Annotated in this window: 15 protein-coding genes and 1 pseudogene; 15 read left to right on the forward strand and 1 reads right to left on the reverse strand. The window is 38.0% G+C overall.

Features of this window, described 5'->3' with window-relative positions:
• Positions 1–23: 23 nt before the first annotated feature.
• From dnaN to ACVPON_RS06635, 15 genes and pseudogenes are all read left to right on the forward strand, one after another.
• Positions 24–1,160 (forward strand): DNA polymerase III subunit beta, encoded by a 1,137-nt coding sequence (gene dnaN, locus ACVPON_RS06565; RefSeq protein ID WP_462877368.1) that lies wholly within the window; start codon positions 24–26, stop codon positions 1,158–1,160.
• Positions 1,161–1,323: 163 nt separating this feature from the next.
• Positions 1,324–2,229, forward strand: a complete 906-nt coding sequence (locus ACVPON_RS06570; RefSeq protein ID WP_462877370.1) for a diacylglycerol/lipid kinase family protein — start codon at positions 1,324–1,326, stop codon at positions 2,227–2,229.
• On the forward strand, positions 2,217–2,426 hold the full coding sequence (locus ACVPON_RS06575) for a DUF951 domain-containing protein (RefSeq protein ID WP_462877372.1): 210 nt from the start codon (positions 2,217–2,219) through the stop codon (positions 2,424–2,426). The genes ACVPON_RS06570 and ACVPON_RS06575 overlap by 13 nt, the downstream gene beginning before the upstream one ends.
• Before the next feature lie 107 nt (positions 2,427–2,533).
• A pseudogene (locus tag ACVPON_RS06580) lies at positions 2,534–2,797 on the forward strand (helix-turn-helix domain-containing protein); the annotation flags it as partial.
• Positions 2,798–2,979: 182 nt separating this feature from the next.
• On the forward strand, positions 2,980–4,095 hold the full coding sequence (ychF, locus tag ACVPON_RS06585) for a redox-regulated ATPase YchF (protein WP_462877374.1): 1,116 nt from the start codon (positions 2,980–2,982) through the stop codon (positions 4,093–4,095).
• Positions 4,096–4,319: 224 nt separating this feature from the next.
• Positions 4,320–4,889: an aminoacyl-tRNA hydrolase gene (gene pth, locus ACVPON_RS06590; RefSeq protein WP_462877376.1), complete on the forward strand. Its 570-nt coding sequence runs from the start codon at positions 4,320–4,322 to the stop codon at positions 4,887–4,889.
• Between the two features lies 1 nt (position 4,890).
• Positions 4,891–8,385, forward strand: a complete 3,495-nt coding sequence (gene mfd / locus ACVPON_RS06595; protein WP_462877379.1) for a transcription-repair coupling factor — start codon at positions 4,891–4,893, stop codon at positions 8,383–8,385.
• A 51-nt stretch (positions 8,386–8,436) separates the two neighbouring features.
• Positions 8,437–8,727, forward strand: coding sequence for an RNA-binding S4 domain-containing protein (locus tag ACVPON_RS06600; RefSeq protein ID WP_462877381.1), 291 nt, complete (start codon positions 8,437–8,439; stop codon positions 8,725–8,727).
• Positions 8,696–9,067, forward strand: a complete 372-nt coding sequence (locus ACVPON_RS06605) for an FtsB family cell division protein (RefSeq protein ID WP_462877383.1) — start codon at positions 8,696–8,698, stop codon at positions 9,065–9,067. Before ACVPON_RS06600 ends, ACVPON_RS06605 begins: the two co-directional genes overlap by 32 nt.
• Positions 9,064–9,192, forward strand: a complete 129-nt coding sequence (locus ACVPON_RS06610) for an SP_0009 family protein (RefSeq protein WP_462877385.1) — start codon at positions 9,064–9,066, stop codon at positions 9,190–9,192. Before ACVPON_RS06605 ends, ACVPON_RS06610 begins: the two co-directional genes overlap by 4 nt.
• 12 nt (positions 9,193–9,204) lie before the next feature.
• The gene (locus ACVPON_RS06615) at positions 9,205–10,485 is read left to right on the forward strand and encodes a serine hydrolase (RefSeq protein WP_462877387.1); all 1,281 of its coding nucleotides are present in this window, start codon (positions 9,205–9,207) and stop codon (positions 10,483–10,485) included.
• Positions 10,485–11,753 carry a tRNA lysidine(34) synthetase TilS gene (gene tilS, locus ACVPON_RS06620; RefSeq protein ID WP_462877389.1) on the forward strand — a complete coding sequence of 423 codons (1,269 nt, stop codon included), beginning with the start codon at positions 10,485–10,487 and terminating at the stop codon, positions 11,751–11,753. Before ACVPON_RS06615 ends, tilS begins: the two co-directional genes overlap by 1 nt.
• 7 nt (positions 11,754–11,760) lie before the next feature.
• A complete protein-coding gene (gene hpt, locus ACVPON_RS06625) occupies positions 11,761–12,303 on the forward strand; it encodes a hypoxanthine phosphoribosyltransferase (protein WP_462877391.1) in 543 nt (180 codons plus the stop codon).
• A gap of 21 nt (positions 12,304–12,324) precedes the next feature.
• Positions 12,325–14,304: an ATP-dependent zinc metalloprotease FtsH gene (ftsH, locus tag ACVPON_RS06630; RefSeq protein ID WP_462877393.1), complete on the forward strand. Its 1,980-nt coding sequence runs from the start codon at positions 12,325–12,327 to the stop codon at positions 14,302–14,304.
• Between the two features lie 328 nt (positions 14,305–14,632).
• Entirely contained in the window at positions 14,633–15,445 is an 813-nt protein-coding gene (locus ACVPON_RS06635) for a hypothetical protein (protein WP_462877394.1), read from the forward strand.
• Between the two features lie 54 nt (positions 15,446–15,499).
• Here the strand turns inward: ACVPON_RS06635 and ACVPON_RS06640 are convergent.
• Positions 15,500–15,622, reverse strand: a 123-nt coding sequence (locus ACVPON_RS06640) for a transposase (RefSeq protein ID WP_462877396.1), incomplete at its 5' end; no start/stop codon positions are given.

Genomic DNA, 15,622 nt, shown 5'->3' on the forward strand with positions numbered 1-15,622 from the left:
AATCTATAAATAAAGGAGAATCCATGATTCAATTTTCTATCAATAAAACTGTATTTTTACAAGCCCTTACTATTACTAAGAGAGCTATCAGTAGTAAAAATGCTATTCCTATTTTATCAACTTTAAAAATGGAAGTATCCACTGAAGGAATTACCTTAACAGGGTCAAATGGTCAAATTTCAATTGAAAACTTTATCTCTATTCAAGATGAGAATGCTGGCTTATTGATTTCTTCCCAAGGTTCTATTTTGTTAGAAGCCTCTTTCTTTATCAATGTCGTCTCAAGCCTACCAGATATTGTATTAGATGTTCATGAAATTGAACAGCAACAAATTGTTTTGACAAGTGGAAAATCAGAAATTACCTTGAAAGGAAAAGAAGCTGAACAATATCCTAGACTACAAGAAGTTTCAACTGCTGAACCCCTTATTCTAAAAACAAGTGTTTTAAAAGAGACCATTAACGAAACAGCCTTTGCAGCTTCTACTCAAGAAAGTCGTCCAATACTAACAGGTGTCCACTTTGTATTGACAGAAAACAAATATTTGAAAACTGTTGCAACAGATTCTCATCGGATGAGTCAACGGAAATTAACTTTGGACAAGGCTGGGGATAACTTTAACGTAGTCATTCCGAGTCGCTCACTACGTGAATTTGTCACTGTTTTCACCGACGATATTGAAACAGTGGAAGTTTTCTTCTCTACTAGTCAAATGCTGTTTAGAAGTGAGCATATTAGTTTTTATACTCGCTTGCTCGAAGGAACCTATCCAGATACAGATCGCTTGATTCCTACTGAATGCAATACCACAGTTATTTTTGATACAGCAAAATTACGTCAAGCAATGGAACGGGCTCGGTTATTATCAAATGCAACCCAAAATGGTACAGTCAAGTTAGAAATCATAGGTGGACAAGTATCTGCCCATGTTCATTCACCAGAAGTTGGTCGGGTAAATGAAGAATTGGATACACTTGAAGTATCAGGAGAGGATTTGGTGATTAGCTTTAATCCAACTTATCTTATTGATGCCTTAAAAGCAGCCAATAGTGAACAAATCAACATTAGCTTTATTTCCCCTGTTCGTCCATTTACTCTTGTACCGAATACAGAAGAGATTGATTTTATCCAATTGATTACCCCTGTTCGGACAAATTAGTTTTTAGAAATTCAAAGAGAGAAGTTGAGGAATGCTCAGCTTCTTTTTACTTTTCCACATTCATGTGCTTTTTGAAGATATAAAATTTTAATAAACTAACGATATAACTTTTGTCTCATTCCCTTTTATGTTATACTGGGGTAAAATGAAAACGATGAGAGATATGACAGTATATATTTTAGCGAATCCTCAAGCAGGACATGGGAAAGCCCTCACAATTATTAAAGATATTCGAAAGACTTATCCACAGGTGCGGGTAGAGACTTTTATGACGAAAAGAAAAAATGATGAATATCAGCAAGTAGCTGCAATTCTGTCGATCTTTCAGAAAAATTGTGACCGTTTTTTAATTTTAGGTGGTGATGGTACCTTGTCAAAGGTATTGTCTGTTTGGCCACAGGAACTTCCCTTTGCCTATTATCCAACTGGTTCAGGAAATGATTTTGCGCGTGCTACAGGTATCGTGTCTTGGCAGCAGGTCATGGAGAACTTACTAGAAACCCAATCTGTACCGATCTGTCTTTTCATAACTCCTAATGGAGTTGTGGTCAATAGTCTTGATATTGGTTACCCAGCGCGTGTCGTCGCACATTCAGAAAAGTCAGGGATTAAAAGGTGGTTCAATCGTCTAAAAATCGGGAAGTTAACCTATCTTTTCTTTGGTGTTCTTGGTCTGTTAAATCCTGCTCAGTTAGTAGCGTTTGTTCAAACGAATGATCAAGTATTGGAGCTAGAGCATCTCTTTTTTCTTTCCATCGCCAATAACACCTATTTTGGCGGTGGAATTATGATTTGGCCAGAGGCTCATATCACCAAGCCTCAGATGGATCTGGTGTATGTATCAGCGACTTCTATTAGGGAGCGTATTCAGGCGCTACTGGACTTATTATTAAAACGTCACAAGAGGTCTTCGGTTTTGCACCATACGACAGCAAAAAGCGTTTACCTTCGTTTGCCAAATAAGACGGTTGCTCAAATAGATGGAGAATTACAGACGATTGATGAGCTAACGATGACCTGTCAGACACGTTATTATTATCTTGGAGAGGAAGATTCATGTACGAATTAGGGAGTATTGTGGAGATGAAAAAGCCCCATGCTTGTGTCATCAAATCAACGGGGAAAAAGGCAAATGCCTGGGAGGTCATGCGCCTAGGTGCAGATATCAAGATTCGTTGCACGAATTGTAATCACCTGGTGATGATGAGCCGCCACGATTTTGAATGGAAAATGAAAAAAACTCTCTCGCAACCTGAAAAAGCTTGATTTATGGCTAGTCTGAGACAATTTGCAACTGACAGTTGCGTTTAAAAGTGCTAGTGATTTCTGTTCAAAGAGGGTATAATCAAGAAAAAAGAGAAGCAGGTGAAATTATGTCACAATTTTCAAGACAACTCAAAACCATCCGTTTAGCTAAAAATCTTTCTCAGGATGCCTTAGCAGAGCAACTCTTTATTTCTCGCCAATCTATCTCCAAATGGGAAAATGGTGATGCGACACCTGATTTGGATAACTTGATAAAACTAGCTGAAATTTTTGATATCAGTCTAGATGAGTTGGTTTTAGGGAAAAAGCCAGAAAAAATTGTCGAACAGGTAATTGAAAAAGCAGAATCAACCTCACAGATGAATGCCTGGTAATTCTTTGCTCGTTATTGGTGGTTAATATTTCCTGTTGGCGGATTTCTTTATGCCCTGTTGCCATAGCGACGTGATGCAAATTTGGGGTTAATTAGTTGAAAGCTTGTCACTGAGCAAGCTTTTTTTTCTCTTTTCTGCTATAATAGTCGTGATTGAAATTTTTGAATGGAGAATAAGAAATGGCTTTAACAGCAGGTATCGTTGGTTTGCCTAATGTTGGGAAATCGACCCTATTTAATGCGATTACAAAAGCAGGAGCAGAAGCGGCAAATTATCCCTTTGCAACTATTGACCCCAATGTTGGAATGGTAGAAGTGCCAGATGAGCGTTTACAAAAATTAACGGAACTGATTACCCCTAAAAAGACTGTTCCCACTACCTTTGAATTTACAGATATTGCAGGAATCGTAAAAGGAGCTTCTAAGGGGGAGGGGCTTGGAAATAAGTTCCTGGCTAATATCCGCGAAGTAGATGCTATTGTTCATGTTGTCCGTGCCTTTGATGATGAAAATGTCATGCGGGAACAAGGACGTGAGTCAGCTTTTGTTGATCCAATGGCTGATATTGAAACGATTAACTTAGAGTTAATTTTGGCGGACTTGGACAGTGTCAACAAACGCTATGCACGTGTTGAAAAAATGGCTCGTACCCAAAAAGATAAGGATTCAGTCGCGGAATTTAGCGTTTTACAAAAAATTAAACCAATCTTAGAAGATGGAAAATCTGCTCGTACGATTGACTTTACAGAAGAAGAGCAAAAGGTTGTGAAAGGTTTATTTCTTCTAACCACCAAACCAGTCCTTTATGTAGCAAATGTCAGCGAAGATGAAGTTGCAGATCCAGACAGTATTGATTACGTGAAGCAAATCCGTGACTTTGCTGCTACAGAACATGCAGAAGTCGTCGTCATTTCTGCGCGTGCAGAAGAAGAAATTTCTGAATTGGATGAGGCAGACAAGGCTGAATTTTTAGAAGCGATGGGTCTAACAGAGTCAGGTGTTGATAAGCTAACGCGGGCAGCATACCACTTACTAGGCTTAGGAACCTACTTTACAGCTGGTGAAAAAGAGGTACGAGCTTGGACCTTTAAACGTGGTATCAAAGCTCCACAGGCAGCTGGAATCATCCACTCAGATTTTGAAAAAGGCTTTATCCGTGCTGTAACCATGTCCTATGATGATTTGATGACCTACGGTAGTGAAAAGGCTGTTAAAGAAGCAGGGCGCTTACGTGAGGAAGGAAAAGAATATATCGTCCAAGACGGGGATATTATGGAATTCCGCTTTAATGTATAAGCGTATCAAAAATAATGAAGAGGTTGGAAACTGCTTTCCAACCGTTTTACTGTTTGTATATCAAGATACGAGAGCGTTAAAAAAGTGACTGAAAATTAGAAAACACGACAAAGAAGCTTTTTGAGAGTTTGTTTTAGCAACGCCTATTTTTAATCTTCACCAGTTTGGAAGAGATTAGTGAAGCAACTCTTAGACAAACTAGACAATCGAAGAAGGAGAATATGATGACAAAATTGATTGTAGGATTGGGAAATCCTGGGGATCGTTATGAGGCTACTAAGCACAATATTGGCTTTATGTTTATCGATCGGATTGCGCAACGAGAACACCTATCCTTTAGCCATGATCGGATCTTTCAGGCGGATATTGCCTCAACTTTTATAAAGAATGAAAAAGTCTATTTAGTCAAACCAACGACATTTATGAATGAATCTGGAAAGGCTGTCCATGCTTTATTAACCTACTATGGGCTTACTAAGGAGGATTTAGTGGTCATTTATGATGATTTGGATATGGCGGTTGGGAAAGTCCGTTTTCGTCAGAAAGGGTCAGCAGGTGGTCATAATGGGATTAAGAGTATTATTAAATATCTTGGTAGTCAGGAGTTTGATCGTATAAAAATTGGCATCGGTCGACCAAAAAATGGAATGACAGTGGTCCAACATGTCTTATCTGATTTTGATAGTGATGACCGGATTCAGATTGAGCTGGCTTTAGACAGACTTGATGACTTTGTAACGATGTATTTACAGGAAAAGGACATTGAAAAGATAATGAGAAGGTATAATAACTAAGATGAATATTCTTGAATTAGTCAAGCATAATAAGCAAATCAATCAATGGCTAGCTGGAGGAAACGATTCCAGTCGACAACTACTAATGGGACTTTCAGGCACTCTGAAAGTACTTGTCATGGCATCTGCTCTTGATAGATTAGCTGAAAAGTATTTGATTGTGACAGCGACCCAGAATGAGGCTGAGAAATTAAGTCAAGAACTGACTCATATTTTAGGGACCAATGCTGTTTACAACTTCTTTACAGATGATAACCCAGTTGCAGAATTTTCCTTTGCTTCAAATGACCGTATCCAGTCTCGTTTGGAAAGTCTTAACTTTCTACTAGATAAAACGAAATCTGGAATTTTAGTTGCCAGTATGGCAGCTTGTAGGGTGTTACTACCAAATCCGCTATCTTACCAAAAAGCGATAAAAGAACTTAGGGTTGGGGAAGAAATTGAAATTGACAAACTTGTAAAGACCTTGCAAGAAATTGGTTATAAAAAGGTTTCTCGTGTCTTAAATTCAGGTGAATTTAGTCAACGTGGAGATATTCTGGATATTTTTGAAATGAATACCGAACGTCCCTATCGTCTAGAATTTTTTGGGGATGAAATTGATGGTATTCGCCAGTTTGATATTGAAAGCCAGCGCTCTATTGAATATGTTGATGCTATCTTGATACGACCTGCTTCTGATATGATTTTTGATGAAAAAGACTATCTACGTGCAGAAAAGAAGTTGACAGATAGTTTACAGACATTACAAGAACAGGAACAGATTTCTTATATAAAAGAAGTACTTTCAGATGTAAGGCAGTTTTACCGCCATCCAGATAGTCGGAAATTTCTTTCATATTTTTATGAAAAAGAGTGGACTTTATTAGACTATCTTCCAGTCCATACACCTATATTTTTCGATGATTTTCATAGGATAGCGGATGCCCATGCGAAGTTTGACAAGGAAGTTGCTGAACTATTGACACAGGATTTACAAAATGGTAAATCCTTGGCAAGTTTACATTACTATTCATCTGTGTATCAATCTTTTAGGGCTTATAAGCCTGCTACCTATTTTTCAATTTTTCAAAAGGGGTTAGGGAATCTGAAATTTGACACGCTGTATCAATTGAATCAGCACTCGATGCAGGAATTTTTCAACCAGATTCCTTTATTACAAGATGAATTACGGCATTATGCCAAGTCTGATTATACAGTGATTCTTCAAACGGAATCTGAATCTGCCTTAAAACGTTTACAGGATACTTTACAGGAATATGGGCTAGACTTACCTGTTGTCCAACCCGATCAGCTACAAATTGGTCAGCAGCAATTGACACTGGGTCAATTATCTGCAGGTTTTCATTTCTTAGATGAAAAGATTGCGCTCATTACTGAGTATGAGATTTTTCATAAAAAGATTCGTCGGAAAGTTCGTCGGAGAAATATTTCAAATGCTGAGCGCTTAAAAGATTATAGTGAGCTGTCTGTGGGAGATTATGTAGTTCACAATGTCCATGGTGTTGGTCAGTATTTGGGGATTGAGACAATTGAGGTATCGGGAATTCATCGTGATTATTTGAGTATTCACTATCAAAATAATGATCGGATTTCTTTGCCTGTGGAGCAAATTGATGTACTATCTAAGTATTTGGCTTCAGGTGGCAAAACACCCAAACTCAATAATTTGAATGATGGTCGTTTCAAACGGGCCAAGCAAAAGGTAGTCAAGCAGGTTGAAGATATAGCAGATGATTTGATCCGTCTCTATGCTGAACGCAGTCAATTAACAGGCTTTGCTTTCTCAGCTGATGATCAAAATCAAGCCGAATTTGAACAATATTTTCCCTATGTTGAAACAGAAGATCAGCTTCGCTCCATTCAAGAAGTAAAGAAAGACATGGAAAAAGCTTCTCCGATGGATCGTTTGTTGGTGGGAGATGTTGGTTTTGGTAAGACGGAGGTCGCTATGCGTGCAGCTTTTAAGGCGGTTAATGATGGTAAGCAAGTAGCGATTTTGGTTCCTACAACTGTATTGGCACAGCAGCATTTTGCCAATTTCAAAAGTCGTTTTGCAGCTTTCCCTGTTAATGTTGATGTTATGAGCCGTTTTAAAACCAAGCTTGAGCAAGAAATAACAGTTAAAAAACTCAAAAAAGGTCAGATAGATATTATTATTGGTACGCATCGTTTGCTCTCAAAAGATATTGAATTTTTTGATTTAGGTTTACTAGTTATTGACGAAGAGCAGCGGTTTGGTGTTAAGCATAAAGAACGCCTAAAAGAATTAAAAACAAAAATAGATGTACTCACCTTGACAGCAACACCGATTCCACGAACCTTGCAAATGTCTATGTTAGGGATTCGTGATTTGTCAGTCATTGAGACCCCACCGACTAATCGTTATCCTGTTCAGACCTATGTTTTGGAAACCAATCCCTCTATTATTCGAGATGCAATCTTACGGGAAATGGATAGAGATGGGCAAGTTTACTATCTTTACAATAAAGTTGACACGATTGAACAAAAAGTCTCTGAATTACGGGACTTAGTACCTGAAGCCGAGATTGGATATGTTCATGGTCAGATGTCAGAAATTCAATTAGAAAATACGCTTCTAGCCTTTATTGATGGGGAATATGATGTATTAGTTACGACAACGATTATTGAAACAGGTGTCGATATTTCAAACGTGAATACCCTTTTTATCGAAAATGCAGACCACATGGGATTGTCCACTCTTTATCAACTAAGAGGTCGTGTCGGTCGTTCTAATCGGATTGCTTATGCCTATTTAATGTATCGACCAGATAAGAACTTGACAGAGGTTGCTGAAAGACGTCTTGAAGCAATTAAGGGCTTTACAGAATTGGGTTCTGGCTTTAAAATTGCGATGCAGGATTTATCCATTCGAGGGGCAGGGAATATTTTGGGAGCAGCCCAGAGTGGCTTTATTGATTCGGTCGGCTATGAATTATATGCTCAATTATTGGAAAATGCTATTCTTGAAAAACAAGGCAAACAGACTAAACGAGACAGAAGTAATACAGAAATCAATCTATGTATTGATGCCTATTTACCGAGTGAATACATTGATGATCAACGTCAAAAAATTGAGATTTATAAGCGAATCAAGCAACTTGATAATCGCGATGATTATGAAGAATTGCAAAATGAGTTGATCGATCGATTTGGAGAGTATCCAGATGTGGTCGCCTATCTCCTTGAAATTGGTCTTTTGAAATCTTATTGTGACCAAGTATTTGTGCAAAAAGTGGAACGCAAACAACAACAAATAATCATCAGTTTTGAAGAAGTATCGGGTCAAATATTTCTGATGCAGGATTACTTTGAAGCCTTATCTGTAACCAATCTGAAAGCTCGTATTTCAGAAAATAAGGGACGTGTGGAATTAATTTTCAACATTGAACAGAAAAAAGAGTATCAAATTATTGAGGAACTCATGCATTTTGCTGAAAAAATGGTTGATAGGAAGCTTCAAAAGGATCTGTAGAGTTTAAAAAGGAATGAAAAAGTGATACAATAGAAAAATGAGGTGAAAAACATGAGACTAGACAAGTATTTAAAGGTGTCCCGTATTATCAAACGTCGTACCGTTGCAAAAGAAGTAGCGGATAAGGGAAGAATCAAGGTAAATGGTATTTTGGCCAAATCTTCAACTGATTTAAAAGAAAATGATCAGATTGAAATCCGTTTTGGAAATAAGTTACTAGTTGTCAAAGTACTAGAGATGAAAGATAGTACTAAAAAAGAAGATGCCCTCAACATGTATGAGATCATCAGCGAAACAAGGATTGAAGCAGATGAAAAAATCGAACATTCTCCAAATCAATAATCAATATATTCAGAAAGAATTACAAAAAAGCCAGGCTTATCGTCAGGAAAAAAAGCAGAAGAACCGATTTATGGGTTCCATTTTGATTTTAGTTATCTTCCTGTTTGTGCTGCCAACCTATAATCTAGTCAATAGTTATCAGATCTTACAAAAGCGGGAGCAGCAACTGAATGATTTGCAGAATCGGTACAAGGAATTGGAAAAGCAGGAGAAAATTGAAACTTCCTTAGTAAAAAAATTAGAGGATGAAGAATATGTTACGAAGTACATTCGTGCGAAGCTTCAATATTCAAAGGAAGGGGAATTTATTTATAATATTCCAGGATTACTACCACGATGACAGAAACGATTGCAGCAATGGTTGAACAATTCTTAGCTTATTCTGATGAAAAACTGGAGGAACTAGCTGAGAAGAATCGAGCCTTAAAATTAAAAAGAGAGAATAATAAGGATACGAAAGACTAGGAAGGAGGAAGGATGAAAAAACAGTTATTATGGCTTATTAGTCCAGTTTTGCTTGCAGCTACACCAGTTGGAAGTACTGAAATTCCATTTGAATTATCGAATCAGATGAACTATCAGCTGCATTATAAGGAGTATAGTACAGATTTTCAAACCATTCCTTCTAATCCAAATGTTTATGAAGAAATGGACAGCTACCTTGACAAAGAATTGACCGTTCCTTCCAAAAAAGTAAAGCCTAATCAACCTTTTTCAATTATTGGGGTTGATGTCAATAGTCAGAACCAGTTGGTATTCCAACTACAGGATAAGAGATATGTAGTGGCTGACCAAACATTTATCTATGATGATGTCATCCTGACACGTCAGGTGCTTTCGGAAAAGGCATGGCTCAAAAAAAATGTTACTCTGTATTCTAGCCCTATCGCTAATCAAGCTAAGAAACTAAGTCTTGATCTGAAGCCTTACCAAGAGGTAACAGTATCAGAAATGGTTGAAACTCCTCTAGGATTTTTTGCGAAAATAAACTCCAAGGCTTGGGTCAATCTTCATGATTTATCTAATTCGGATAATCGTATAGAGGCTGTTCAAGATTTGTTAACAAGAAAATATCAATCTAAGAATATAGCTGTCTATGTCAAAAAATTGTCAACTGGAGAGACAGCAGGTGTCAACCAAGACCAGATGATGTATGCGGCTAGTGTGACCAAACTTCCTACATTATACTATGTCCAAGAAAAACTCAATCATGGGGAAATGAACTTGACAGATAGTGTAAAGTATGTCAAAGAAACGGAAGACTTTGATGGTGCTTATGAACCTGAAGGAAGTGGATCTATTGATAAGACACCAGACAATCAAAAGTATAGAATAGACGATCTCATCAATCGTACAGCAAAAGAATCAGACAATGTGGCAAGCAATCTCCTTGGCTACTATGCAGCTGATAAATTCGATAAGCAGTTCTATCAAGAAACGACTAGGATTGCAGGGCAAAAATGGGACATGGTGTCGCGTATGGCTTCTGCTGAGATGGCAGGTTTGATGATGGAGGCGATTTATCGGCAGGATGGCTATGTACTGGAAAGCCTTTCTACTACTCATTTTGATGAGCAACGAATTGCAAGGGATATTGATGTTAAAGTTGCTCATAAAATCGGAGATGCTTATGATTTTAAGCATGATGTGGCAGTTGTCTATGCTAAAGAACCATTTGTCTTATCCATCTTTACAGATCAGATGACCTATGATGATATTTCACAGATTGCAAATGATGTATATGGGATTTTAAAATAATGGAAGAAAAATTTTTAAAAGTGGCACAAAAAGGTCACTTTTTTGATAAGCATAAGGCAGTCCTTATTGCGGTTTCAGGTGGAAAGGATTCGATGAATCTACTCCACCTTCTCTCTAAATACCAAGCTGTTTTTGACATACGAATTGGGGTTGCTCATGTCAACCATCAGCAGCGACAAGAAGCATTTGAGGAAGAAAACTATATTAAAGAATGGTCCAAAAGCTTGGGGATTCCTTGCTATGTTTCTTATTTTGAAGGGAGATTTTCTGAAGCAGCAGCACGCACCATGCGCTATGATTTTTTTGCAGAAGTGATGAAGAAACACCATTATACAGCCTTGGTTACGGCTCACCATGCTGATGATCAGGCAGAGACGATTTTGATGCGTTTGATTCGAGGGAGCCGCCTAGCCCATCTAGCAGGAATGAAAATAGTCCAACCTTTTGCAAGTGGAGAAGTGATTCGCCCTTTACTTTCCTTTCGTAAGGGGGAATTGATGGATTTGTTTCATTTTGAAGATGAAAGCAATCGCTCTTTGGCTTACTTTAGAAATCGTGTCCGCAATGACTACCTTCCTTTACTGACCAATGAAAATCCCCAGTTTACATCTGCCCTACTACGTATGGGAAGAGAGTCAGCTTATCTTCATCAAGCCTTTAGGGAATTAACTAGACATATCAATATCAATAATCTCTCAGAATTTCAAGAGCAAACAGGAGCTGTTCGGTATCTTTTGCTACAGCAATATCTAGAACAGTTTCCAGAACTTCATCTGACCCAGAATCAATTCCAGCAGCTACTAGGTATCCTTGAAAGCAAGGCAAATTATCAGCACCATCTAAAAGGGGATTATTACCTTGTAAAGGATTATCAGACTTTTACTATTACAAAAATACAACCTAAGACGGATAGGCAAAAGGAAGAATACATGATAGAATCAGAAGGTATTTTTCAATATGGGAAGTTTATTTTTTCATTAAATAAGCCACTGGAGCAACCAGACCAGATTCTCTATCTTCAAGCCAATCAACCGATTATTTTGAGGGAGAGACGGGCCGGTGATACTATTTTACTTCATTCCATCAATAAGAAAGTAAGACGCTATTTTATTGATCAAAAAATTCCTCAAAAATTACGAAATCAGGCTGTTGTGATTGAACAAGCAGGAAAAATTTATGGAATTGCGAATATGGTTGCCAGTGATTTGAGTAAATCACTAAAACATGGTATAATCAAAGCTGCATTATATATAAAAATGAAAGAGTGAATGGAATATGTTGGAAAAAGATATCAAAAAGATTCTTATTTCAGAGGAAGAAATTGTTGCAAAAAGTAAGGAATTAGGGAAGATTTTAACAGAAGAGTACGCTGGAAAAACTCCCCTATTAGTTGGTATTTTAAAAGGTTCTATTCCTTTTATGGCAGAACTGATCAAGCATATCGACACTCATATTGAAATGGACTTTATGGTCGTATCTAGCTACCATGGTGGTACTGAAAGTAGTGGTACTGTTAAGATTATTAAAGACTTGGATACAGATGTTGCAGGTCGTGATGTCCTTATTATTGAAGATATTATTGATACAGGACGTACATTAAAAGAATTGCAAGAATTATTTGCCTTGCGACAAGCAGCTTCTATTAAAATTGCAACGCTCCTTGATAAACCAGAAGGTCGTGTGGTAGAGATTGAATCAGACTATACCGGTTTTACAATTCCAAATGAATTTGTTGTAGGATTTGGTCTTGATTATAATGAAAACTACCGCAATATTCCTTATATTGGGGTATTGAAAGAGGAAGTCTATTCAAATTAGGAAAAGGTTACTATAGTATTTATGAATAATCAAAACAATAAAGGATTGATCCGAAATCCTTTTCTTCTTATTTTAATTATTGCGACGGTCATTACAGCCTATCAATTTTTTAAAGCAGGTAGTCAAGTTACTACACATGAAATTAGCTACTCACAAGTTGTGACTGAATTACAAGATGGTAATGTGACAGAGGTCACTTATCAGCCAAATGGTAGCGTCGTTGAAATTTCAGGAACCTATAAAAATCCAAAGATTGCAGAAAGCAAGACGGCAGAATCCATTAAATTATTCCAGGTTTCTGATAAGGCGAGCTATCAAAAATTTACCTCTACCATGCTGCCAGCAGATTCGGCATTAGATGATTTACAGACCCTAGCAAAAGAACATGATGTAAAAGTAACGGTAAAGCCGGAGAGTTCTAATAGCTTGTGGCTGACGATCTTTATCAATATTTTCCCATTGCTTCTTTTCGGTATCTTCTTTATCATGATGATGAATCAAGGTAGTGGTGGTGCACGAGGTGCCATGAACTTTGGCCGTAACAAAGCCAAGGCGTTGGAAAAAAGCAATGTAAAGGTTCGTTTTTCTGATGTAGCAGGTGCAGAAGAAGAAAAACAAGAACTAGTAGAAGTTGTTGAGTTTTTGAAGGATCCCAAGCGCTTTACAAAATTGGGAGCTCGGATTCCTGCTGGTGTTCTCCTTGAGGGACCTCCAGGAACCGGTAAGACCCTCCTTGCAAAAGCTGTAGCTGGAGAAGCAGGTGTTCCATTCTTTAGCATATCTGGTTCGGATTTTGTAGAGATGTTTGTTGGTGTCGGTGCTAGCCGTGTCCGTTCTCTTTTTGAAGATGCTAAAAAAGCTGCACCAGCTATCATTTTTATTGATGAAATTGATGCTGTTGGACGTCAGCGTGGTATTGGAATGGGAGGCGGAAACGATGAGCGTGAGCAGACCCTCAACCAATTATTGATTGAAATGGATGGTTTTGCTGGAAATGAAGGCATCATTGTCATTGCAGCAACCAATCGTAGTGATGTATTGGACCCGGCCCTTCTTCGTCCTGGGCGCTTTGACCGTAAGGTTTTAGTTGGAAGACCAGATGTAAAAGGCCGTGAAGCTATTTTGAAAGTTCATGCTAAAAACAAGCCCTTGGCAGATGATGTCGATTTGAAATTAGTTGCGCAACAAACACCAGGATTTGTTGGTGCAGATTTAGAAAATGTATTAAATGAGGCAGCTTTAGTTGCAGCTCGTCAGAATAAGGCAGTGATTGATGCTTCAGATATTGATGAGGCAGAAGATCGTGTCATTGCAGGACCGTCTAAGAAAGATCGCCAAGTTTCAAAACGTGAGCGAGAAATGGTGGCCTACCATGAAGCGGGTCATACGATTGTTGGACTTGTTCTATCAAACGCACGTGAAGTTCATAAAGTGACCATTGTTCCTCGTGGGCGAGCAGGTGGGTACATGATTGCCTTGCCAAAAGAAGATCAAATGCTTCTATCTAAAGAAGATATGAAAGAACAATTAGCAGGTCTAATGGGTGGTCGCGTAGCAGAAGAAATTATTTTTAATGCTCAAACAACTGGAGCTGCTAATGACTTTGAACAAGCCACTCAAATGGCACGGGCTATGGTGGCAGAGTATGGAATGAGTGATAAGATGGGACCAATGCAGTATGAGGGAAATCATGCGATGTTTGGTGGCTATACTACACAAAAACATATCTCGGAGCAAACGGCTTATGAATTGGATAATGAAGTTCGCAAGTTATTAAATGAAGCGCGTGATAAGGCTGCGGACATTATCCAAGCCAACCGTGAAACCCATAAATTGATTGCAGAAGCCTTATTGAAATATGAGACCTTGGATAGCGTTCAAATTAAATCGCTCTACGAGACGGGGCAAATGCCTACAGATGCAGAGCATCAAGAAGAAGATATCCACCCACTTTCATATGAAGAAGTAAAAGAAAAAATGCAAGATGATAAGGATAAATAAGAAGGGAGTTGGCGTTAGTCAAGATGTTAAAATCTTGATTAACGCCACTTCTTTTTGATTTTCGTCAGTATCAGACAGCCCGCCTGTTATATCTATTCATTCTGGCTCTAGTTTTTTGAACTCAAGGTCTCAAAAAACTGTCTAAGATACCACTATGAAAGGAATTATAAATAGAGGCTATAATACGAGAGGGATAAAAATAGACACGCATTAAAAAATATTATAAAAAATGAAAAAAGTACTTGACAAAAGAAATTCGGGGGGGGGTATAATAGAATTATACAAGGAGACTTGTAAAAAATAAAGAATATATAGGAGATATAGAACAATGAAGAAAGTTTTATATACGACATTGGCTGGTGTAGCACTTTTTGGCACAGTTGCGCCACTAACGACAAGCGTATTTGCATATGATAATGTAACGCAAGGTGTGGCAAATGTAGGTAAAGTAGGTTCAAAAGAATATGCTGCAGCTTTAGGTGAGCTTCAAGTTCTTGAAAATCACTTTACTAACGCTGGTCAAAATAAGGTAGGTGTAGAAATTGCACTTCAACGTGCACAGGCTTCATTGGCTGATGCAGAGGCTACTTATCAGGCTAAAGTTACTGCTGCTCAAGGAAAACTTGATACTGTTCGTGCGGAACGTGCAAACGCAATGGCAATTGCAACTTCTGCTACAGGTGGACCTTCTTTTACATATAATGGAACACCGGTTGTATTTACTGGAGAAGTAACTTCAGCACGTGTAGGGCTTGTCGAAACTACTTTTAATCCAGCAGAAATTGCTGCTGAAGAGGCATTAGTTGCTGCTAAGGCAGATACTGCAGCAGTAGAAGCAGCAAAAGTGAACGTTGCAACTGAAGAAAATAACCTTGCTAGTGCTACTATTGCCTACAATGATGCTCGGGCTGCCTATGAAACACAATTTGCAAAAGTAGAAGAACTTTATAATGCTTTCCGTGAAGCTGATCCGAAAGCTGCTGCTGAAGCTGAAGCGCCTAAGAAAGCTGAAGAAGTTTCTGTTACTCAAAAATCAAATGAGAATGTTTCAGATAATGGAAAAGCTGCTCATAAATCTGTAAAAGCTGCTGAAACAGCTACAGGTGAGAAAGTATTACCAAAAACAAGTGCTGTAAAATAATTATAAAAGCAAATCAATATGGCTCTTTGTCAACTGTAGTGGGTAGATGAAAAGCTAACACCTAGAGAGGACGAATTTCGTTCTCTCTTTCTTTACGTTTAAAGTAATCAAAATGCGTTTTTTAAAGTTTTCAAAGTTCCTGAATCCAAAGGCATTTCTTTTAATGACTTTGATGAG

The organism is Streptococcus sp. 1F3 (genome assembly GCF_054968985.1).

Coding starts and splice junctions, on each gene's coding strand:
- dnaN (WP_462877368.1), top strand. CDS start 24: ATGATTCAATTTTCTATCAATAAAACTGTATTTTTACAAGCCCTTACT.
- ACVPON_RS06570 (WP_462877370.1), top strand. CDS start 1,324: ATGACAGTATATATTTTAGCGAATCCTCAAGCAGGACATGGGAAAGCC.
- ACVPON_RS06575 (WP_462877372.1), top strand. CDS start 2,217: ATGTACGAATTAGGGAGTATTGTGGAGATGAAAAAGCCCCATGCTTGT.
- ychF (WP_462877374.1), top strand. CDS start 2,980: ATGGCTTTAACAGCAGGTATCGTTGGTTTGCCTAATGTTGGGAAATCG.
- pth (WP_462877376.1), top strand. CDS start 4,320: ATGACAAAATTGATTGTAGGATTGGGAAATCCTGGGGATCGTTATGAG.
- mfd (WP_462877379.1), top strand. CDS start 4,891: ATGAATATTCTTGAATTAGTCAAGCATAATAAGCAAATCAATCAATGG.
- ACVPON_RS06600 (WP_462877381.1), top strand. CDS start 8,437: ATGAGACTAGACAAGTATTTAAAGGTGTCCCGTATTATCAAACGTCGT.
- ACVPON_RS06605 (WP_462877383.1), top strand. CDS start 8,696: ATGAAAAAATCGAACATTCTCCAAATCAATAATCAATATATTCAGAAA.
- ACVPON_RS06610 (WP_462877385.1), top strand. CDS start 9,064: ATGACAGAAACGATTGCAGCAATGGTTGAACAATTCTTAGCTTATTCT.
- ACVPON_RS06615 (WP_462877387.1), top strand. CDS start 9,205: ATGAAAAAACAGTTATTATGGCTTATTAGTCCAGTTTTGCTTGCAGCT.
- tilS (WP_462877389.1), top strand. CDS start 10,485: ATGGAAGAAAAATTTTTAAAAGTGGCACAAAAAGGTCACTTTTTTGAT.
- hpt (WP_462877391.1), top strand. CDS start 11,761: ATGTTGGAAAAAGATATCAAAAAGATTCTTATTTCAGAGGAAGAAATT.
- ftsH (WP_462877393.1), top strand. CDS start 12,325: ATGAATAATCAAAACAATAAAGGATTGATCCGAAATCCTTTTCTTCTT.
- ACVPON_RS06635 (WP_462877394.1), top strand. CDS start 14,633: ATGAAGAAAGTTTTATATACGACATTGGCTGGTGTAGCACTTTTTGGC.